Origin of the sequence: Halopenitus sp. H-Gu1 (assembly GCF_041821145.1) — an archaeon.
GTDB lineage: Archaea > Halobacteriota > Halobacteria > Halobacteriales > Haloferacaceae > Halopenitus.
The window spans coordinates 45,480-65,533 of sequence record NZ_JBGUBC010000009.1; the positions used below are offsets into that span (position 1 = coordinate 45,480).

General features: G+C 64.5%; 20 protein-coding genes. 13 read left to right on the forward strand and 7 right to left on the reverse strand.

The features are described 5' to 3' along the window. Nucleotides 1-15 precede the first annotated feature (15 nt). The 5 genes from ACERIT_RS08530 (at nucleotide 16) to ACERIT_RS08550 (ending at nucleotide 4,500) form a co-directional block, all read left to right on the forward strand. Entirely contained in the window at nucleotides 16-495 is a 480-nt protein-coding gene (locus ACERIT_RS08530) for an Rpp14/Pop5 family protein (protein WP_373674424.1), read from the forward strand. A gap of 6 nt (nucleotides 496-501) precedes the next feature. Continuing rightward, nucleotides 502-1,290, forward strand: a complete 789-nt coding sequence (gene psmA / locus ACERIT_RS08535; RefSeq protein WP_373674425.1) for an archaeal proteasome endopeptidase complex subunit alpha — start codon at nucleotides 502-504, stop codon at nucleotides 1,288-1,290. A 121-nt stretch (nucleotides 1,291-1,411) separates the two neighbouring features. Further along, a complete protein-coding gene (locus ACERIT_RS08540; protein WP_373674426.1) occupies nucleotides 1,412-2,347 on the forward strand; it encodes an NAD(P)/FAD-dependent oxidoreductase in 936 nt (311 codons plus the stop codon). A 158-nt stretch (nucleotides 2,348-2,505) separates the two neighbouring features. After that, complete coding sequence (coaBC, locus tag ACERIT_RS08545; protein WP_373674427.1) at nucleotides 2,506-3,681, forward strand: bifunctional phosphopantothenoylcysteine decarboxylase/phosphopantothenate--cysteine ligase CoaBC; 1,176 nt, start codon at nucleotides 2,506-2,508, stop codon at nucleotides 3,679-3,681. 39 nt (nucleotides 3,682-3,720) lie between these two features. Beyond that, complete coding sequence (locus ACERIT_RS08550) at nucleotides 3,721-4,500, forward strand: hypothetical protein (protein ID WP_373674428.1); 780 nt, start codon at nucleotides 3,721-3,723, stop codon at nucleotides 4,498-4,500. 161 nt (nucleotides 4,501-4,661) lie between these two features. On the opposite strand, the gene ACERIT_RS08555 is transcribed toward ACERIT_RS08550, so the two are convergent. Beyond that, nucleotides 4,662-5,843: a mandelate racemase/muconate lactonizing enzyme family protein gene (locus ACERIT_RS08555; protein ID WP_373674429.1), complete on the reverse strand. Its 1,182-nt coding sequence runs from the start codon at nucleotides 5,841-5,843 to the stop codon at nucleotides 4,662-4,664. A gap of 146 nt (nucleotides 5,844-5,989) precedes the next feature. On the opposite strand from ACERIT_RS08555, the gene ACERIT_RS08560 reads away from it, so the two are divergent. From ACERIT_RS08560 to ACERIT_RS08575, 4 genes are all read left to right on the forward strand, one after another. After that, nucleotides 5,990-6,571 (forward strand): GNAT family N-acetyltransferase, encoded by a 582-nt coding sequence (locus tag ACERIT_RS08560; RefSeq protein ID WP_373674430.1) that lies wholly within the window; start codon nucleotides 5,990-5,992, stop codon nucleotides 6,569-6,571. A gap of 97 nt (nucleotides 6,572-6,668) precedes the next feature. Continuing rightward, the gene (locus ACERIT_RS08565) at nucleotides 6,669-8,018 is read left to right on the forward strand and encodes an adenylosuccinate synthase (RefSeq protein ID WP_373674431.1); all 1,350 of its coding nucleotides are present in this window, start codon (nucleotides 6,669-6,671) and stop codon (nucleotides 8,016-8,018) included. Between the two features lie 45 nt (nucleotides 8,019-8,063). Then, the gene (locus ACERIT_RS08570; protein ID WP_373674432.1) at nucleotides 8,064-8,258 is read left to right on the forward strand and encodes a methytransferase partner Trm112; all 195 of its coding nucleotides are present in this window, start codon (nucleotides 8,064-8,066) and stop codon (nucleotides 8,256-8,258) included. 46 nt (nucleotides 8,259-8,304) lie between these two features. Next, a complete protein-coding gene (locus tag ACERIT_RS08575; protein ID WP_373674433.1) occupies nucleotides 8,305-8,889 on the forward strand; it encodes a hypothetical protein in 585 nt (194 codons plus the stop codon). A gap of 62 nt (nucleotides 8,890-8,951) precedes the next feature. Here the strand turns inward: ACERIT_RS08575 and ACERIT_RS08580 are convergent, their stop codons facing one another. From ACERIT_RS08580 to ACERIT_RS08590, 3 genes are all read right to left on the reverse strand, one after another. Next, nucleotides 8,952-9,671 (reverse strand): DUF4013 domain-containing protein, encoded by a 720-nt coding sequence (locus tag ACERIT_RS08580; RefSeq protein WP_373674434.1) that lies wholly within the window; start codon nucleotides 9,669-9,671, stop codon nucleotides 8,952-8,954. Nucleotides 9,672-9,755: 84 nt separating this feature from the next. Next, nucleotides 9,756-11,042, reverse strand: coding sequence for a DR2241 family protein (locus ACERIT_RS08585; RefSeq protein ID WP_373674435.1), 1,287 nt, complete (start codon nucleotides 11,040-11,042; stop codon nucleotides 9,756-9,758). Nucleotides 11,043-11,046: 4 nt separating this feature from the next. Beyond that, entirely contained in the window at nucleotides 11,047-11,919 is an 873-nt protein-coding gene (locus ACERIT_RS08590; RefSeq protein ID WP_373674436.1) for a CbiX/SirB N-terminal domain-containing protein, read from the reverse strand. An 84-nt stretch (nucleotides 11,920-12,003) separates the two neighbouring features. Here ACERIT_RS08590 and ACERIT_RS08595 point away from each other — a divergent pair, with 84 nt between their 5' ends. After that, nucleotides 12,004-12,540, forward strand: a complete 537-nt coding sequence (locus ACERIT_RS08595) for a hypothetical protein (RefSeq protein ID WP_373674437.1) — start codon at nucleotides 12,004-12,006, stop codon at nucleotides 12,538-12,540. Between the two features lie 126 nt (nucleotides 12,541-12,666). Beyond that, entirely contained in the window at nucleotides 12,667-12,972 is a 306-nt protein-coding gene (locus ACERIT_RS08600; protein ID WP_373674438.1) for a hypothetical protein, read from the forward strand. 143 nt (nucleotides 12,973-13,115) lie between these two features. Here the strand turns inward: ACERIT_RS08600 and ACERIT_RS08605 are convergent, their stop codons facing one another. The 3 genes from ACERIT_RS08605 to ACERIT_RS08615 form a co-directional block, all read right to left on the reverse strand. Then, the gene (locus ACERIT_RS08605) at nucleotides 13,116-15,545 is read right to left on the reverse strand and encodes a hypothetical protein (RefSeq protein ID WP_373674439.1); all 2,430 of its coding nucleotides are present in this window, start codon (nucleotides 15,543-15,545) and stop codon (nucleotides 13,116-13,118) included. Nucleotides 15,546-15,695: 150 nt separating this feature from the next. Beyond that, nucleotides 15,696-16,172, reverse strand: a complete 477-nt coding sequence (locus ACERIT_RS08610) for an NUDIX hydrolase (protein WP_373674440.1) — start codon at nucleotides 16,170-16,172, stop codon at nucleotides 15,696-15,698. A gap of 68 nt (nucleotides 16,173-16,240) precedes the next feature. Then, nucleotides 16,241-17,209, reverse strand: coding sequence for a transcription initiation factor IIB family protein (locus ACERIT_RS08615; protein WP_373674441.1), 969 nt, complete (start codon nucleotides 17,207-17,209; stop codon nucleotides 16,241-16,243). A 313-nt stretch (nucleotides 17,210-17,522) separates the two neighbouring features. On the opposite strand from ACERIT_RS08615, the gene ACERIT_RS08620 reads away from it, so the two are divergent. Next, the gene (locus tag ACERIT_RS08620) at nucleotides 17,523-18,776 is read left to right on the forward strand and encodes a M24 family metallopeptidase (protein WP_373674442.1); all 1,254 of its coding nucleotides are present in this window, start codon (nucleotides 17,523-17,525) and stop codon (nucleotides 18,774-18,776) included. Nucleotides 18,777-18,861: 85 nt separating this feature from the next. After that, the gene (locus ACERIT_RS08625; RefSeq protein WP_373674443.1) at nucleotides 18,862-20,046 is read left to right on the forward strand and encodes an MFS transporter; all 1,185 of its coding nucleotides are present in this window, start codon (nucleotides 18,862-18,864) and stop codon (nucleotides 20,044-20,046) included. Nucleotides 20,047-20,054 lie beyond the last annotated feature (8 nt).

A 20,054-nucleotide genomic window follows, 5' to 3' on the forward strand; every position in this document is an offset into this window, starting at 1 on the left:
GGACGGAGGTTCAGCATGAAACACCTCCCGAAGCACCTTCGGCCCCGGTGGCGATACCTCGCCGTCGGAATCAAGGCGTGGCCGGACACGAGTGTCTCGCGGCGGAGTTTCCAGCGGGCCGTCTGGTATTCGGCTGGCAACCTGCTTGGCGATCCGGGAAGCGCCGACGCCGACCTCTCGCTTTTGTCGTTCTCCTTCGAGGACGGCATCGGCGAGGCAGTGATCCAGGTCCGCCACGGCCACCTTGAGGAGGCACGAGCTGCCGTCGCCTGCGTTACGTCGGTGGACGGCGATCCCATCGGCGTCCACGTTCGCGGTGCCTCGGGAACGGTTCGAGCCTGTGAAGAAAGATATATGGGTCGGGCGAGTCGAACCACAGTACAGAGAGACGTCGCGTTCGAGGGTCGCGATCGGTCTGCCGTCGTCCGCGAGGACGCGGTCGACGTGTCGACCGATCATGGCTACGTTGGCGCGACGCGACTCGATCTCGAGTGATACTACATGCAGGGACAAGCCCAACAGCAGGCGTACGACCGCGGCATCACGATCTTCTCACCCGACGGTCGGCTCTATCAGGTCGAGTACGCACGTGAGGCCGTCAAACGCGGCACCGCGAGCATCGGGGTTCGCGCGGAGGACGGCGTCGTCCTCGTCGCGGACAAGCGCGCGCGCTCATCGCTTATGGAGCCGGCAAGCGTCGAGAAGATCCATAAAGCAGACGACCACGTCGGCGTCGCCTCCGCCGGCCACGTTGCCGACGCACGGCAACTCATCGACTTCGCTCGGCGGCAGGCACAGGTCAACCGCCTGCGCTACGGCGAGGCGATCGGCATCGAGACGCTGACGAAGGAGATCACCGATCACATCCAACAGTACACGCAGATCGGCGGCGCGCGCCCGTTCGGCGTCGCGCTCATCGTCGGCGGCATCGAAAACGGCGAGCCGCGACTCTTCGAGACGGATCCCTCCGGAACGCCCTACGAGTGGCAGGCACTGTCGATCGGCGCGAACCGGACCGACGTCCGCGAGTACCTCGAGGAGGAGTACGCCGAGGACCTCTCGATCGAGGAGGCGATCGGCCTCGCCCTCGAAGCGCTCGCCCAGGTGAACGAGGAGGACCTCACCCCCGAAGGAGTCGGCGTCGCCACGATCGAAGTCGAAGACAAGGTGTTCCACGAGCGCTCGACCGAGGAAAAAGAGTCGATCCTCGCGGAACACGACCTCCTCGCGACTGACGACGAGGAGGACGAGGATGAGAACGCCGACGCCGACGACGAAACGTCGGAATAATCGGCGACGACGGGGCATGGAGTAATCAGTAACACACCGGCGAACCCGTCCGGTCACCGTTTTTCGACGCTGGGCCATCCGCCCGAGAAATATATATTCCAACTGCCCGACCGAGACCTGCATGGACCGTCCATCGCGATCGACGGAATCGACGGCGATCGAGGAGGAGAAATCGCGCAGCCACGGGGATCCTGACGACCGTTCGACCGTCCACGACGTGTTGATCGTCGGCGGCGGCGTCGCAGGACTTTCAGCCGCGACCTTCACCGCACGAGCGGGCCTGAAGACGGTCGTCGCAACCGCTGGCGAGTCGATTCTGAACCGCAACGCACACATCGAGAACTTTTCGGGGTTCCCCGCCGGGATCAACCCGCGTCTCCTGTTAGAGCTGCAGCGTTCGCAGGCGAGCCGAAACGGCGCCGAGTTACGTCGTGTTCGCGTGGTCTCGCTCGAACGCGTGAATTCGGGTGAGGAGACCGAAGGGGACGACGCTCCCGATCGCAACGCTCGGTTCGTCGCCACGATCGAGCCGGAGAGACCGGCTTCGGAGTCGGGAGTAGAGGGGAACACGACGCCCGAGGCGGACGGCGATCGACGGACGATCGCGGCGGATCACGTCATTGCCGCCTCCTGGTCGGACGCCTCATATCTGGAGCCAGCAGGAACCGACCTGCGAGATGCGGGATCGAAGACGTACGTCCAGGACGACGGCCACGGACGAACGTCGATCGACGGACTCTACGCCGCGGGTCGTCTCGCCGAGCAGTATCATCAGGCGATCGTGGCGGCCGGCGACGGGGCTCGAACGGCAATCACGCTGATCCACGACGCCGACGTTCCCTTCTATCACGATTGGGTCACACCGGAGGGATATTTCACCGACCGCGGTCGCGAGGTCCCGCCCGGCTGTGTGGAGATCTCCGAGGCGGAACGGAGCGCCCGCGAGCGCGAATCGATCGCGGTGATGCGTGAGTACTTCGAGGAGCCACATCACGAGCCGCAACGCACCCACCCGAGCCTCGTCGAAGACGAACTCGGGCGGCTTTCCGAAGAGTGAGCCGTCTCGCGAGATGCCTCACCACGAGGATCCGGTCGAATTCGAACGTCGATGGATTTCCGGACCGACTCGCGAACGACCGAACGTGGATATCCCGTCGTCGATCGTCCCGCGTTTCGGGGGGGTATTTAACCCATACCGCCGAATCGTGGGACAGAATGCTTTCGGGGGTCAACGTCGCGCTCGGCGTCACTGGCAGCATCGCGGCCGTCAAGACCGTCGAACTCGCCCACGAACTCCAGCGGCAGGGAGCGACCGTTCGTGCAGTGATGACGTCCGCCGCCTCGCGGATCATCCATCCGTGGGCGCTCTCGTTTGCGACCGGTCACGACGTGGTCACGGAGATCACGGGCGGGGTCGAACACGTCGAGCTGTGTGGACGCGACGGCTGGGCCGACGTTCTGCTCGTCGCGCCGGGAACGGCCAACACTGCGGGGAAGATGGCGGCTGCGATCGACGACACGCCGGTCACTACGTGCGCCACCACCGCACTCGGCGCGGACGTACCGGTCGTCTTCGCACCCGCCATGCACGAGCCGATGTACGACCATCCGGGCGTACTTGAGGCGCTCGAGACCCTGGAGTCGTGGGGCATCTCACTCGTCGATCCGCGGATCGAGGAGGGGAAAGCAAAGATCGCGAGCGAGGAGGCGATTCTCACGGCGGTCGCGCGCGCGACGACGCCCCATACGCTCGCCGGCACACACGTCGTCGTCACTGCTGGCGCGACCACGGAGTATATCGACCCGATCCGGGTCCTGACGAACCGGGCATCGGGCAAGACCGGACGGGCCGTCGCCCGCGCCTGTTACGTTCGCGGCGCGCGAGTCACGCTCGTGCACGACGGTCCGGACGTCGAATACGCCGAGGTGGAACGCGTCGAGACCGCAGACGGGATGCTCACGGCGGTCTCGGAAGCCTGCGTGACCGCCGATGCACTCGTGTCGGCGGCCGCGATCGCTGATTTCACTGCCGATGCCGTCGACGAGAAGATCCGCTCGGGATCGCCGCTTTCGGTCGAACTCGAACCCACGCCGAAGCTCATCGACGCCGTGCGCCGGGCCCACCCCGACCTCCCGATCGTCGGGTTCAAAGCCGAGACGTCAGGCGACGACCGCGCAATGTTGCGGGAGGCGAACCGCATCCGCGATCGGGTGGACTTGGCCTTCGTCGTCACGAACGACGCCAGCGTGATGGGCGAGACGGACACGCGCGTGCTCTTCGTCGCCGGCGAGGACGATCCCGATGACGTCGAGGAGGCACGCGGGAGCAAGGACGTCGTCGCCGGTCGCGTCGCGGATCGACTGGCGGACGTCCTCCGGGACGACCGATAAGGAGCGGGCTTTATCTCCGCCTCGCGTCGAGTGCCTCACATGGAGACTCTGGCGGACCCGCTGGCTCGCGATCGCCGCGGCGACGAGATCGCGATCGTGACCGCGGACGGTCGGGAGCGAAGCTATCGGGAGCTCATCACGAACGCCTACCGGGGCGGAAACGCGCTCCGCCACGACGGCGTCCGCGGCGGAAGCGAGGTCGGGATCGCACCCGTTGCCGACCTGCCGTCGGTTCTCGCCTTTCTCGGTGCCGGCCTCCTCGGTGCACGCGTGCGGTTCGACGTCCCGGCGAGTTGTGCGGCCGGTGCGCGTGCAATAGTCGTTCCCACGGCGGAGGCATCCTCGCTCGACGTCTCCCCCGCGACCCGGATCGTGGCCTTCGGTCCGCCGCCCGAGGATCCGAAGATTACCCACTGGGAGTCGGACGTCTGGAGCGAGAATCCGGCGTTCCCGCCGACGGACCTCGATCCGGACGATCCGCTTTTGGTGGCCGGAAGAACTGGCCAGGGAGATGGAAACGGGAACGAAAACGGGAACGAAAGCGAAGACGAGGAGCGATTCATCACCCATGGACGGGCAATCTCCGCGGCGGCGACCGTCGTCGAGCGATACGGACTTGGCCCCGGCTCCCGCGTCGTCCTTCGCCGATCGCTGGCACATCCGGGCACCGTGGTCGCGGGGCTGATCGCGCCGTTGATCTCCAGTGCGACCGCCGTTTTGCGACCGCCGGGGGACGAACCGGGTGAGTCCGACGGCGATCTATCGATCGGTGATGGTCCCGAACCCGAGACGATCGATCCCGAAGACGTGCCGGTTTGAGGCGGGGCACGGTCGGAGTTGGAGGGATCGAGGACGACTTCAAACGGACCCGTGTGAGCCACTCAATGAGTGAGATCAATACGGAAATCGATGGATGCGAACCGTCTCGTAGTGCGTCAGACGCTCGCGCGCGGGATCACCTGCTCGCGCAGGCGGTCACATCACGAGGGCTCCTCGATCCGATAGCGTTCGAACGCATCTTCATCGATTTCGACGCCGAGGCCGGGTCCCTCCGGGACCGAGACGCGTCCGTCCTCGCTCACGTCGAAGCTCCCGACGCCGAGGTCCTCACGAAGCGGGTTCGAGGAGTTGTCGAACTCGAGCCATGGCGAGGTCTGGCCCTCGAGGGTTGCGATCAACTGCAGGCTCGCGGCGATCGCGACGGGCGTTCCCCACACGTGCGGGACGACCGGAATCCCGTTGGCCTGGGCTTGAGTCGCGATCCCGTCGGCGGCAGTGATCCCGCCGACGTTACAGACATCGGGTTGGACCACGTCGAGCGCGCCGTCTCCGAGGAGGTCGGCCAACTCCGCGGGCGTGTGACACTCCCCGCCGGCCACGCGGACGTCGAGCGCCTGCCGAAGGGCGGCGTAGCCGTCGTGATCCTCCGGCGGGACGGGCTCCTCGAACCAGTAGACGTCGAAATCCTCGATCGCGCGACCGACGCGCCGCGCCGTCGCCGCGTCGTAGGCGTAGTTGGCATCAACCATGAGCGGGACGTCCTCGCCGACCGCCTCGCGGATCCGGCGGACGAGTTCGACGTCCTCATCGGGGCCATATCCGAGAAACGAGAGACCGATCTTCGCCTTGACGGCTCCGAGCCGGTCGGCGTTCGCTTTCGCCTCGGCGGCGATCCGGTCGTACTGTTCGGCGAGCGGGGCGTCGTGTTTGAAGTAGTGGCCGGTCGCGTACGCACGAACGTCCTCGCGGCGGCGACCGCCAAGCAGCGATGCGACGGACTCGCCCGCGAGCTTTCCACGCAGGTCCCAAAGCGCGAGATCGACGCCGCTTATCGCGGGCAGCGGGACGATCGACTGGTAGGCCGTCCGGCCGGCGTCGTACATCTCACGGTAGAGTTGCTCGACCGCGGTGGGATCCCGTCCCTCCACGATCGGCGCGAGGAGGTCCGTGACGATCTCACGCGTCCCGGCGATCGGACCCCAACACTCCCCCCACCCCACGGTTCCGTCGTCGGTCTCGATGCGGACCAACAGCGCGGTTCGCTCCTCGACCCAGGCCTGTGCGTAGCCGAACGGTTCATCCAGAGTCGACCGGAGCGGGACGGTCTCGACGGAACGGATCGTCGCCTTCGACATGACGCCACGACCGACAGCGTCGGCCACATTAGTTCTTCCGACGGACGATTCTGACGGCGCCCGGCAATGGACCATCGTCGGGTCGCGGACCCTCCATCGATCGGCCGAGCGTTCGACGATCGACGGACCCGATCCGGGGAACGGTTTTCACGGTGGGGATAGTTGGGTTATATATGTACGTCCGCGACGCGAAGAACCGCGATGAGGCGTGGCTGCTGGATCACATCGAGGAGATGGGGCTCGATGAGGCCGCGTTCCGGTCGCGCGATTACGTCATCGCGGTCGACGAGGAGTCAAACGAGCGCGTCGGCTTCGGTCGGCTCCGGATCCACAAAGGGGACCCCGAGCTCTGTGAACTCACCGGCATCGGCGTCCTCGAGGCCTGGCGGGGGCAAGGGATCGGCGCACACGTGATCGAGCGGCTCGTCGAGACCGCGGCGGCCAAGGGGTTTGCGACGGTGTACACGATCACCGACCAACCGGAGTACCTCGAACGGTTCCGCTTCGAACGCGTCGACGAGGACGCACTCCCCGATCGTCTCAGCGAGCGGCTCACCGAGAAGCGCTCGACCGTCAACGAGGACGTGGTTGCCCTCCGGATCGACGTCGACGATTTCGAAGTCCCGTCCCGCGACCGGGAAGCGTTCAAGAACGCGGAGGTCGACACGGACACCGAGACGGAGCCCGAGGAGTCGCCGGAGGATTTCGGGATCGACCCGGATTCGGCGACGTACAAATACGATACCGGACGGTGAGGCCGCGTAGGGGTACGAGAAACGGCCGATCCGTGAGCGATGGGACGACCGGGCCGGACCGTAATCGGTTTAGCAGGGCCTGTAGAATGGCGAGTGTATGACTGTCACCATCGTCGGCTCCCAACTTGGAGACGAGGGCAAAGGCGCCCTCGTTGACCGGTGGGGAGGGGACGCGGACGTGATCGTCCGTTATCAGGGCGGCGACAACGCCGGCCACACCGTCGTCCAGGACGGCGACGAGTACAAACTTTCGCTCGTTCCGAGCGGCGCCGTTCGCGACAAGATCGGCGTGCTCGGGAACGGTTGTGTCGTCAACCCCCGAACACTCTTCGAGGAGATCGATGGCCTGCGCGATCGCGGACTCGAACCGGACGTCCGCGTCGCCAAGCGCGCACACGCGATCCTGCCGTACCATCGCGTCCTCGACGGGATCGAGGAGGAGGCAAAATCCGATTCGGATCTCGACGCCGGTACGACCGGCCGCGGGATCGGCCCGACCTACGAGGACAAGGCAGGTCGGCGCGGGATACGGATCGGCGACCTGCTCGATCCGGCCGTGCTTCGCGACCGTCTCGAGTACGTCGTTCCCCAAAAACGGGCGCTCGCGGAGGAACTCTACGGCCTCGACCTCGAGGAGAGCGATCACGCCGACGCCTTTGACGTCGACGCGCTCGCCGAGGAGTACGCCGACTACGGCGACCGGCTAGCCGACGGGATGGCGATCAACTGCTCGCGATTCCTCTACGCGCGCCGACAGGACGGCGATCGGATCATGTTCGAGGGCGCACAGGGAACGTCGATCGACATCGATCACGGCATCTACCCGTACGTCACCTCCTCGAACCCCACCGCTGGCGGTGCCGCGGTCGGATCGGGAGTCGGTCCGACCGTCGTCGGACAGGGAGAAGTCGTCGGGATCGTCAAAGCCTACCTCTCGCGGGTCGGGACCGGCCCGCTGCCGACCGAACTCGACACGAACGATCGCGAGGAGGAACTCGCGGATTTCATCCGTGAGAAGGGCGGAGAGTTCGGGACCGTTACCGGCAGACCGCGTCGGATCGGGTGGCTCGACATGCCGATGCTCAGACACGCATCGAGGATATCCGGATTCACCGGGATCGCCGTCAATCACGTCGACGTCCTCGCCGGCCTGGACGAGTTGAAGGTGTGTCACGCCTACGAACTCGACGGCGAGCAACTCGAGGTCATGCCTGCAACCACCGAGGAATGGGACCGATGCGAGCCGGTTTTCCGGGAGTTCGATCCCTGGCCGGAACTCGACTCCGAGGCGATCGCACGGACGGGCTACGATGCGCTCCCCAAGGGAACGCAAGCGTATCTCGAATACGTCAGCAAGGAGGTCAATGCGCCAATCTACGCCGTCGGCGTGGGGCCCGGACGCGAGGAGACGATCGAACTCACGAACCCCTTCTCGACGAACGCCTGACGCCCAACCCGCAGGCTTTTTGCGTCCCTTCGCGTATCGCCGGGCATGAAGGAGTCCCTGCTGGACGTCATCTGTTGCCCGCTTGATAAAAACGAGCTGGAACTCGACGTCGAGGACCGAACGGACGAGGAGATCCTCGAGGGAACGCTCACCTGCACCGAGTGTGGGGAGGCCTATCCGATCGAGGACGGGATTCCCAACCTGCTTCCGCCGGACATGCGCGAGGAGACGAGCGCGTAGGCACTCGGCGTCAACCTTTTTCTACCGTGCCCTCTCACGTAGGAACGTGCAGACGCTCTCGGTTGCGGTGAACGGCGACGGGGTCCACTCGATCGACGCCCCGGATCGGATCACGACCGACGGGCCCTTCGAGGTCGCCATCGATAACCGCGGACAAGCCGCTCATGTCCATCTCAACGTCGACGACGACCTCTCTCGGGTCGCAGGAGTGGCGACGACGAACCATTATCTCGAGGCAGGGTCACGCCGGGTCATCCACGTCGACGTCGATCCGGACCGTCCGGAGACCACGATCCGCGGCAAGATCAAACTCGTCGTCGGCCATGGATCGGGCAGTACCTACGTAACGGTCACCGTGGAGCCACCGCCCGAACGGGAACGGTCAGTCGTGATCGATGAGTCCCTCTCCGAGCCTCCCGCTCACGAGCCCGAGCCTACCCCGGTCGAGCGCGCCGCGAGAACGGTCGATTCGACGCTTGAGGACAGCATTCTCCCCGCGATCGCGATCGCCGCGATCGCCGCGATCGTCGCCATCACGGTCGGTGTGACCGTTCAGACGCCGGCGGTCATTCTTGGCGTCGCGGTCGTTCTGATTGCGGTCGTGGTCGCGACGGTGTTATTGCTGCGGTAACGAGTACCGCAGTCCGCGTCAGCGGACACGAAACGGAGTCGGGGAGCGATAACGTGCCGTCTTCACATCCCCGTCTCGTCGGCTCCGGATCTACCGGCCGCGCCACCGCCGTCAAGGGCGTCGTTGTACCCGTCAACCCAGAGGTGAGCAGCCACGATCTGAGCGTAGAAGATCACGAACACCCCGATGACGAAGCCGAGGAACGGGATGACGTTCAACACGCCGACGACGATGTTTGCTGCAACCAAGACGACGATCGAAAGTCCCCATGCGATCCCATACTCACGGCTCAACGCGATCGTTTTGAGGGTGGTGAAATCGAACGCTGCGCCGATCCGTTCTTCGTTAGCGAAGTTGACGATGGCGGCTGCAGCCACGTACCCGAAAACAAGCGAGAGGGCGAACGTGACGAGCATGCCGAGAGCGAGTCCCGCCATCCCCGCCGCGGCGCCGCTTCTCGTTCCCGTTGCCATGGTGGCGATCGAGCCGCCGACCATGAACGCCCCCACGGCCGCGGGTATGAGCATGTACACGAGCCCGATAATGAACGTCTTTATGCCGTCGATGAAGAGATCTTCCCACTCGCCGAAGGTCGGTGGTTCCGGATCCCCATCCAATCGGTGTTGAATGACGCGGATGATATATCCGTATACCAAAAATAAGGGAAGAAGTAAGAACCCAAATAGCAAGAGGATACCACCGATCAGAACGGTCTGTATCCATTCGTCGTGTTCTGTCGGATATGTTAGCGCATCATTAATTGATGACATTCTAAAGACCATGTCTATTTCTGGAGACTTAAAATATGCCATTGTTGAGGTGATCGACGGAAGCCAATGGAGGGACCGGTTCTCCAGCGACTCCGCTTACTCCTCGTCCGGGTCGGTGGCGACGCCACAGAGGTTTCCGTTCTCGTCGAACCGCTTGGCGCGAAGGAATCGCGTCCGATACCGATTTGCACCCTCGTAGACGTCCGCCTCGCGGATCTCCGGGGTGCGCCCGTCCGCGACGGCGTCGATGATCGCCTCGATCTGTTCTTTCTCGCTCGGCGTCAACTCGAACTCGTAGGTCCGTTCGGCCTCCCCTTCGAGTTTGGTCCACTGCCGTGCCGCGGAGATCACGAGCGAACAGGGCTCACGACACGGGAACGTTCCGTCGCCGGCGTCGACCGCAAGCGGCGTTTCGGCGTCGTAGTCCCACTCGCGCCGCTTGAGACACTGGGAGTCGTCACAGCAGGTCTCCGCGACCCACTCGACGTGTTCGTGACCCTCGCCGCGGTCCCAGGTCTCGATAAGGCCGTAGATCCCCGTTTGACGCTCGATCGCCTCGTGCCAGTGAGTGACATCGAGTTCGCCGCGGGCCTCGCGATACCAGTTGGGGATCGTCGCGGGATAGAACGTCTCGACGGTCTCATAGCACTCGTGGGCGTCCAGAGCGGGGAAGACCCAGCCCGTGGGCAGCGACGGGGCGGTCTTGAGCGGGCGATACCGTTCGGTCTCGTCGTATTTGGCGATCTCGCGAGCTGCGACCGGTTCCTGACGTTCCTCGAGGTGGTCACGATCCATATTCGCGGCGTCGACGTGTCGGATTTCGTATCGACGCGTCCCGTCGGCCGCCAGCGTGGTCTCTATCCGAAGCTGGCCCCATTCGCGAACCAGTCCATCGTTCATCGCCGCGTAGCGATCGTGGAGGGTCCGGGCCCGATCTCGGGGTGCAGGATCGCGAGCCTCCTCGTCGTCCGCCTCCGCCGTGGAGTCGCCCGCTTCCCCGGTTGGGTCGTCCGCCCCGGTGACGGGTGCGATCCCCTCAAGCCATCGGAGGAAGCTTCCACGCGGTCCGTCGTCGTCGACCACGTGCTCGTGGAAGTACCAGTTTGAGACGGCGATGGGATGTTCACGTGCGATCGCCACCAGTTCGTCGGTCGAGAGGTCCGCGTATTGCTTCCCGTCGATCTCGAGCGTGTATCCATCGGGAGTCTGCATCACGTGGAACGCGTCCGCGTCGATCGCGGTTGCGTCTCCGGAATCCGCCTTCTCCTTCGTCTCCGGGTGGAGATCGACCGCACGACGGAGGGCGTCAACGGCCGAATCGGAAAGTTCGATCGTCGGCAACTCGTCGTTTTCCTCGGGGTCCACGTCAGCGCGTGCGTCCATCGGGCTAGTCATCCCCCGTCGCAACGCGAGTAGTCTCGCGGACGGCCGCAAGCGAGTCGTCCAGAGAGGCGCCGGCATCGGCGGCGCGTTCGAGGACGACGTCGGCCAAAAGCGGCTCGGTGCCGACGGCGCCGGCATACCAGATCCGGCGGCCGTCGACCTCGGCGGGGACCGAATAGCCGGTCCGGTAGTCGTCGGTCAGACCCATGTCCTCGGGAATGTCCTCCTGCGTGTGAAAGCCGTCGGCGATGAACAGGGGAACGACGATCACGTCCTCGCTTTCGAAGTGATCGGTGACGTCGTCGACTTCGGGCTCCTCGTCCATATAGAGGGACTTCACCTCGTCGAAGCGGTCGAGATCGCGGATTCGGTCCGCGTGGTATTCGATCGCCTTCGCGGAGTTCTCGTTGCGTTCGGTCCCGTGACCGACGACGGCGAGGCCGAATCCCGTTCCGACATCGGGGTCGTCCGTGACGGTCTCGGCACGACGAACCAACACGTCGGTCATCGCCTTGTGGGTTCCGACCGGTCCACAGTAGTGAACGGTCTGGCCGGTGTCGGCGGCGGTAAGCGTCGCCTGGTCCGCAGAGAGGCCATCCGAATCCCACTGTTCGACGTCCCACTCCGACAGCCGGAGTTCGCGGGGAATCACTTGCTCCGTGAAGTACCCCTCCGAGATGAACAGGGGAACGACGTACACCTCGTCACCCTCGACGGTGCGAAGCACCTCCCGGAGGTGGGGCTCCTCCTTCCAAAACCCCGTGCGGACCTCCTCGAAGGCGCCCACCTCGCGGATCGTGTCCGCGTGGGCGTAGGTCGGCGCGCTCGAGTCCGGATTGAGGTGTGACCCGTGGGCCACGATGACCAGCGACTGCATGCGTCGATCTGGGGTCGCGTCCTCCTTATGGACTTCGGAGGCGTCGGCGAAGACATATACGCGCCGCGCGCCCCTCTTCGGAATATGTCGCTTGCTGCCGACGCCCGGGAAGCCGTTCGATCCCGACCGTTTATCCACGCCGGATTGCGTGCCGGCGTGCTCAACTACACCGCCGCCGCGACGTGGCTCGTCGAGGATCCGGGGATCGATCTCTCGGACGAGCCGGAAGCCGTCGCGACCGCGCTTCGGCGGTTCGAATCCGACCTGACGAATCACGACCACACCTCCGCGTCCGCCAGCGTCTCGATGCGAAACGGCGTCTCCATCGTGAGCGAAACCGACGATCCGGATCCCTCGCATGACGGACCCACTCTCGCGGTCGGCGGCACGTGTCTCCAACGAGGCGGCTCCTCGACCGCGATCGTCGCCGACGGCGATCTCGATCCAAACGTGCTCGCGTACGTCCTCCGTCGGATCGAGATTGCCGGGATCGACATCGATGCCGCCGGCGTCGCCGAGGGGACGTGTCTGTTCGTGGTCGGTCGACGCGACGGCGCCCGCGCCCTGCGAACGATCGAGGACGCGCTCGAGACCATTCCCTCGGTCGCGACCGAGTCGTGACCCTCCGATCGGCGATCGTTCCGAGCGGAACGGTTAAGACCTCTTGCGTGGTAGTATATGCCAACGAAGTCGCTCCCGGCTCGGACAGCAACTTTTAAATCCGGGCATGACAAGTTAACATGTGTCATGATAGACCGACTTGAGAAGGAAGTCGATATGTTGGAACGACATCTTCAGGTACTCAAGATGGTGATCGCCAACGAGCCGATCGGCATCGTGAAGATGTCAAACGAGACGGGATACCCTCATCACAAGGTCCGCTATTCCCTTCGGGTACTCGAGGAGGAGAATCTCATCGAGCCGTCGAGCCAGGGAGCGATCACGACCGAGCGGACCCAGGAGTTCGTCGATGAACTCGACGACAAGCTCGATGAGATCGTCGACAAACTCGCCGAGATGCGGATCGATTCCGCGACGGAAGTCGAAAGCTAACTCGTAATCGGCGATCGACAGTTTCGCTTCTCGTTTCTCGCAGCAACGGATATCGGGAAGACGTCCCTACCGAAGGCTTCGACGACCGCGAGCCGCAGCTCGTCGTTGATCTTGGAGACGGCGAACCGACGGAGCCCGGTGAGCTACAGTTCCGGAACGGTAAGATGGAATCCGCCGTCGCGGGACTCCGCCAGACACAGATGGAACCCGCGTTTTCGCGAGATCTTGACGTAGCTTCGCTTCTTCGAGCGACTCAATAGACCGCCGCCGGTCGCATCGCCGGCGGCTTCGAGTGCCTCGGGGTCGAAGAAGCTCGAGGTGACCGCAAAGCCCGCCGTGAACTCCTCGCTCGTTTCGGCGATCCGGCTTCCGTTCTCGACGAGATCGTTGAGCGAGCTTTCGACGGTCGGATCGCGGCTGTCGTTGAGGTTCGCGACGATGAGCGGGTTGCCCATCCGATCACGCAAGACGAGATCGAAGGTCCGCTGTTCGCGGTGTTCCTCGCCGTTCTCCTGGTAGGTGACCGAGACAGTGCCGTTGATCTCACTGCGGTCGATCTCCGGAAGCACCTCATAGAGGTCCTGCAGGCCGCCGATAGCGCCGGTCTCGCGGATCTCGAAGGGGAGTTCGGTGACGAGCCAGTTCGTGAATCCGTACTCCATCGTCGAGATGAGAAACTCCCGATAGGGCTTGCCTTCGACGACGGCGTCGTCATCCTCGAAGCTCGTGTGGTGTTCGATCCGGAGGTTGTTCACGAGCGCATCCCGATCGGCCTCGCCAGCGTGAACCTTCTTCAGGGTCGCACCGCCCTTCGAGTCGTAGCGAACGAACAGGTTCGTCTCCGCGATCGCTTCCTCCGCGGAGAGTATTCGTTCGCCATCCGGTAGCTGGGAGCGTGCGTTGGAGAGTTCGGTTCGAACCCGATCCAGTTCTTCCTCCAATTCGCTCACGCGGTCCTCGAGCCGCTGTGTCTCCGCCTCGAGATCGTCACGCTCGCTTGCGAGTTGGTCACGTTCGGCTGCCAACTCATCACGCTCCTCGGTAGCCTCCGAGAGGGCACCTTCGAGGCGAGTTATCTCCCGATTCAGCCGATTTCGCTCGATCGACGGACGCTCCCGCTCCGTGACCGCCCCTTCGCGTGTGTCACCTTCCGCCGGCGCCTCTCGCGGCGAGGGTGCCTGCTCGGCAGCGGACGATCGATCCGACCGATCAGGACTCGATCCGGACCGAGCGTTCGCGCTCGAACTCGACTTCGTGCTCGATTTGGGTCCGGAGTTCGTCGACGAACGCGGCGGTCGCCCCTGGCGTTCGCCGTCACCGCTCGAGTGCGAGTCTCCCTCGCTTGCTGGATGGGGTCGTGACTCCGAGGGATCGAGCGACGGAATGGACTTCGCCTCCCGCCATTCCGCCTCCTCAGAGAAGACGCTCTCGTCCGTGGCTTCGTCGTTCGCCTCGCCGTTCGATCGCTTCGTCGTCCGGCTTCCGTCGCCCGCGCGTTCCCCGCCGGGCACGTTCGGGGTCGTCGGTTCGTCCGGTGAGTCGGTGTCCGTTGAGTCAGCGTCCACCGAGTCGGTGTCCGTCGAGCCAGTATCCGGTGAGTCAGTGTCCGTCGATTGGCGACGTTCAGCGTCCTCGCTGGCGTCCTCGGTCACCGTGTGCTCGGATCCCTCTCGATCCGGTCGGTCGGTGTCGGTTTCGGGGTCGGGGGAATTCGACGTCTCGCTGCTCCGATCGGCGGCGTCATCGTTGTCGGTGTCCTCCTCGCTATCCGCCGATTCGCCGGAGGCAGCATCCACCGTGCTCTCGGTCGAATCGTCGTCCACGGCAACCGGTTCCGATCGATCGTCCTGGTCAGTCGGTTCGGACGGGTCGTTCGGTGCGGACGATTCGTCCGCTTCGTCCGTCCCGGTTGCTCCGATTCCCGTCGTCGATCCGGCCGTTCCAGTCGATCCAGTCGTTCCGGGTTCGCTCGACCCAGTTTCGCTCGATTCGATCCCGGCGGTCGATCCGGGGTCGCTCGATCCGGTTCCCGTCGATCCGGGAACGTCGCGGACGTCGAGATCGACCTCGTAGACGGTGTATATCCCGACCTCGTCGTCGGCGAGATCGAACGCCTCCGAGCCGGTTTTTAGCTGTCTGGCGTTTCCAACGAAGGCGGCAGAAAGCGACTCGCCGCCGTAGTAGGCCACGTAGTAGTCCCCGGACAGGACGTTCTCCGAGAGTTCGATGTAGCCGGTGAAATTGCCTGCAGTGAGGGTTCGGTCGGCCTCTGAGACGGGCGTATCGTTCGTGTAGTATTTCGTTCGCACCTCGCCACCCCGCTCCTGCATTGCGAACAGCAACGGAAGCGAGTCGTGAGGTGCCTCATAGGCGGTCCCGGAGGCGTCCTCGAACGCCGAGAGGTCGCCGTCGGCGACGCCCACTATCCGGCCGTTCAACATGAACAGCCACGCGCCGCCGTCCGTTACGGCACCCGAGAACCCGCGATCGGCGAGTCGTCTCAGTCCGGCGTACCCATCGGAGACGGTTTGGCCCTCCCACTCGGTCACGACATCGATACGGTCGGCATCCATTGGCGGTATGTCGCCGGAGGCGAGCCAAATAGTTTCCGGAGGCGAACGACGCTCGTCAGACGCGTCTCCGCGTCGCTCGCCCGTTTTCGCCGTCCTCGTCGGGAGCGTGGCGGTTGCGACGGAAACGACTGCCACCCCCGAGCCCGACGATCACCGGGTCGCCATAACCGTCTCGATCGCCTCACAGCCGAGCTCGACGACGTCCGCGTCGAAGGATCCGCTACAAAGCTCCTCGGCGGTGTACCACTCCCACCCGTCGGCGGCGATCTCGTCGTCGCCGTTCGGATCGATCCCCCGCGTCGTCACGTGGGCGTAATAGAGATGATCGACGTGCTGGTGACCGATCCGCCCGTCCGCGTCGACATTGATGTCATAGAGCATCAGGTGGGCCGGCTCGGGGATCCCCCGCCCGTTCGGTCCCTCGATGGGGGCTACGTCGGCGACGAGGTCCGCCTCCAATCCGGTCTCCTCACGGACCTCGCGGAGCGCGGCCTCGTGGGGGAGTTCGTCACGATCGACGTGCCCACCCGGAGGAACGCGGATTCCGAGCCGGTCGTGTTCGTGTAAGGCCGTCGCGTCGTCGTTGACGAGGTAGACCGTCGCGGTGAAATGGCGAGTCGTCTCCATACCGTCGGCTATCGCGCGAGCTATTTGGAGAACGCGATCGAACGAGTGTGGCTCGTGTGCCCGATCGATCAGGGCATCGCGATGTCCTCTTCGGCCTCAAGCAGCTCGTGGTACCGGTTGCGGATCGTAACCTCGCTGATGTTCGCCACCTTGCTCACCTCGTTTTGGGTGACCTTCTCGTTGGTGAGAAGCGCCGCGGCGTAGACGGCGGCAGCGGCCAACCCGACCGGTGATTTTCCGGAGTGAACGCCACGATCCTTGGCTGTCTGGAGGAGCTGTCTGGCACGCATCTCGGCCTCATCGGAGAGGTCGAGATCCGAGGCGAACCGGGGAACGTAGCTCTCCGGATCGGCCGGTTGGATCTCCAACTTAAGTTCGCGGACGACGTATCGGTACGTCCGGGCGATCTCGTCTTTTTCGACCCGCGAGACGTTGTCGATCTCGTCGAGGCTTCGAGGCGTTCCCGCCTGGCGAGCCGCGGCGTAAAGCGACGCGGTCGCGACGCCCTCGATCGAGCGGCCGGGAAGCAGGTCCTCGTCGAGCGCGCGGCGATAGATGACCGAGGCCGTCTCACGGACGTTCTCAGGGAGGCCGAGCGCGGATGCCATGCGGTCGATCTCGCCGAGCGCCTGTTTGAGATTGCGCTCCTTGGAGTCACGCGTCCGGAACCGCTCGTTCCAGGTCCGAAGCCGCTGCATCTTCTCGCGCTGGCGACTCGAAAGCGATCGGCCGTAGGCGTCTTTGTCCTGCCAGCCGATGTTCGTCGACAGGCCCTTGTCGTGCATCATCTCCGTCGTGGGGGCGCCGACTCGCGACTTCTCATCCTTCTCGCGGGAGTCGAACGCGCGCCACTCGGGACCGCGGTCGATCTCGTCCGACTCGACGACGAGTCCACAGTCCGAACAGACCGTCTCGCCGTGTTCGGTATCCGTTTCGAGGTGGCCGCCACACTCCGGACAGCGTAGCGTCTCCTCGGTGTCCTCCTCGCGTTCCTCCTCGGTTCGATCGCGGGTTTCGTTTCGTAGGTTCTCGCTCATTGGCTGGTGACCGGGCGGGCGTCGATCGGCTCCGAGAAATACGTCTCGATCCCGTGTCCCTTACTGAAGTATAGGGATTCACAGAAGATAAATATGTTGGAATTTTCAAGAACATATTTTAGCGAAAAATGAACCCCTGCGTCTCAACACCCGGATCAGTTTGCTGAATTCGAATCCCGCGGTTCAAGCGGAAATCCGCTGCCGACCACTATATAACGGTTTCGCGCATGGCGTGGGCGACGATCGTCGTCGATCGACCCGACCGACTTCCGCGAAGCCAACCCCTATACCGAATGACGACGGAGGAACGGGCATGACCGCGGACCTCTCGATGCTCGACGATGCGCTGGCGGAGGCCGGAACCGACGGCTATCTGATCGACGCTTCTCAGGACGACCCCGACCAACTCTACCTTTCGGGATTCACCGGTCCGGATCCGTTCTTGAGTCTGTATGCCGACGGCGAGATACATCTGCTCGTCTCCGGACTGGAGTACGGGCGCGCCATACAACGATCCCGTGCCGATGTCGTCGATCGACACGCCAACTACGGCTACGACTCCGGCGATCGCGACGATCGTCTCGATATGTACGCAGAATTTCTGGCCGAACGGGATGTCGGGTCGGTGTCGATGCCCCCGCGAGGACCGATCGAGACGGCCGACGGTCTGCGTGATCGCGGTATCGAGGTGACCGTGGACGGCACGGGAGTTCTCGAGGAGATCCGTGCGGTGAAAACCGACGAGGAGATCGCGACCATCCGTTCGGCCCAGCGAGCTACCGAGGTGGCGATGGCGACCGCCGAGGATCTGATCGCATCGGCGACGATCGCGGACGGGGGCGGGGACGGGAACGCGGATGGGAGCGGAGACACGGCCGGAGGCGGAGATGGGAACGCGGACGATCCGATCGACCCCGGAACGTTTGACTCCGGAACGCTCGTCCACGACGGCGAGCCGCTCACGAGCGAACACGTCAAGACGGCGATCGAGATCGCGCTTTTGGAACGCGGCTTCGCGCTCGAGGAGACGATCGTAGCCTGCGGCTCGCAGGCGGCTGACCCTCACGACCGGGGGTCGGGACCGCTTTTCGCCCACGAGCCGATCATCGTCGATATCTTCCCCCGCGACAAGGAGACGAAGTACTTTGCGGACATGACTCGGACGTTCCTGCGGGGGGAGGCCGGGGATACGCTTCGTGAGTGGTACGACCTGACCCACGAGGCGCTCCGAGCGGCGACGGACGCGATCGAACCCGGCGTGACTGGCGAGGCGGTCCATGCGGCCGCCTGTGAGGTCTATGAGTCGGCCGGGCTCTCGACCCTCCGAAGCGATCCCGATACCGAGACGGGATTCATTCACTCGACGGGACACGGCGTCGGGCTCGACATCCACGAACTGCCAAGACTCGCGCCCGGCGGCGAACAGTTGAAGTCCGGACAGGTCGTCACCGTCGAGCCGGGATTGTACGATCCAACCGTCGGCGGCGTGCGAATCGAGAATCTCGTCGTCGTCACCGACGACGGGTGTGAAACCCTTACGGAATACCCGATCGAACTCACAGTATGACGGTCCCGATCGACGACGCTTCTCGACGGCCGGAATCCGGTCACAAAACGATCCACGCTGGCGGACCGGGAGGTGTCGACGCAACGTGAACTGGCGGTACGGACACACCGTCCTGACGCTTTGTACGCTCGCGTTCACCGCGACGATGGTCGCACGGCTCGCGATCAGTCCGGTCGTCCCGCTCATCGCGGCCGATTTCGGCGTCAGCTACGCCACGATCGGTCTTGCACTCTCGGGAATGTGGGCCGCCTACGCACTCTCGCAGTTCCCGTCAGGAGTCCTCGGCGAGCGGTACGGCGAACGGCGCATCATCTTGGTGGCCGTCGGCGCAACCGGCGCTGCCGCCCTGCTGCTCGCGGTTTCACCCACCGTTACGGCGTTCGTCGCGTTCACGATCGTACTGGGTGCTGGAGCGGGGCTCCACTATTCGGTCGCGACGGCGCTTCTCACGCGACAGTTCGATAACATCGGTCGGGCGATCGGCATCCACGTAACCGGCGGACCGGTCGCAGGACTCCTCGCGCCGCCCGTCGCCGCACTCCTTGGAGCCCGCTATGGCTGGCGATGGGCGATGGGTCTCGGTGCACTCGTCGCGATTCCCGTCTTCGGCCTCTTCGCGTGGCGCATTCAGCCGACCGAGCCCCTCAGGCCCGACCAGCCGATCCGCGAGCGATTCGAGCTCGGCCCGCTCGTCGAGTTGATCTCACGACCACCGATAGCCTACACGACGGCTCTGTCCATGCTCGGCGCGTTCAGCTGGCAGGCGACGGCGTCGTTCCTCCCAGCGTTCCTCACCGACGCGGTCGGCCTCTCGACGGCGTCGGCAAGCCTCCTGTTCTCGCTGTACTTTCTCATTCACGGCGGGACCCAGCCTCTCATTGGAGCCCTCTCGGACCGGTGGAGCCGGGATGCGGCGGCGACGATCACGATGGCCGCCGGCGTCGTGGGATTCGGGGGACTCATCTACGCGGCCGCGACCGAAGCCGGGACGATCCTGCTTGTGGCGCCGACGGTTGCGCTGGGCGTGGCGATGTCGTGGGGAGCACCCATTCAATCGCGGTTCATGGATCTCCTTGAGGACGCCGAGCGAGGGGCCGGGTTCGGGCTCGTGCGAACCGTCTACATGGTCCTCGGCGCGAGCGGGAGCGTGATCGTGGGGACCGTCTCGGATATGGCGGGCTGGCTCGCCGCCTTCGGCCTGCTCACCGCGGTGATGGGGATCGGTCTGGCCGCGCTGGTGATCAATCGGGTAGCGAGACTCGGGCTGTGAGGCCCGAG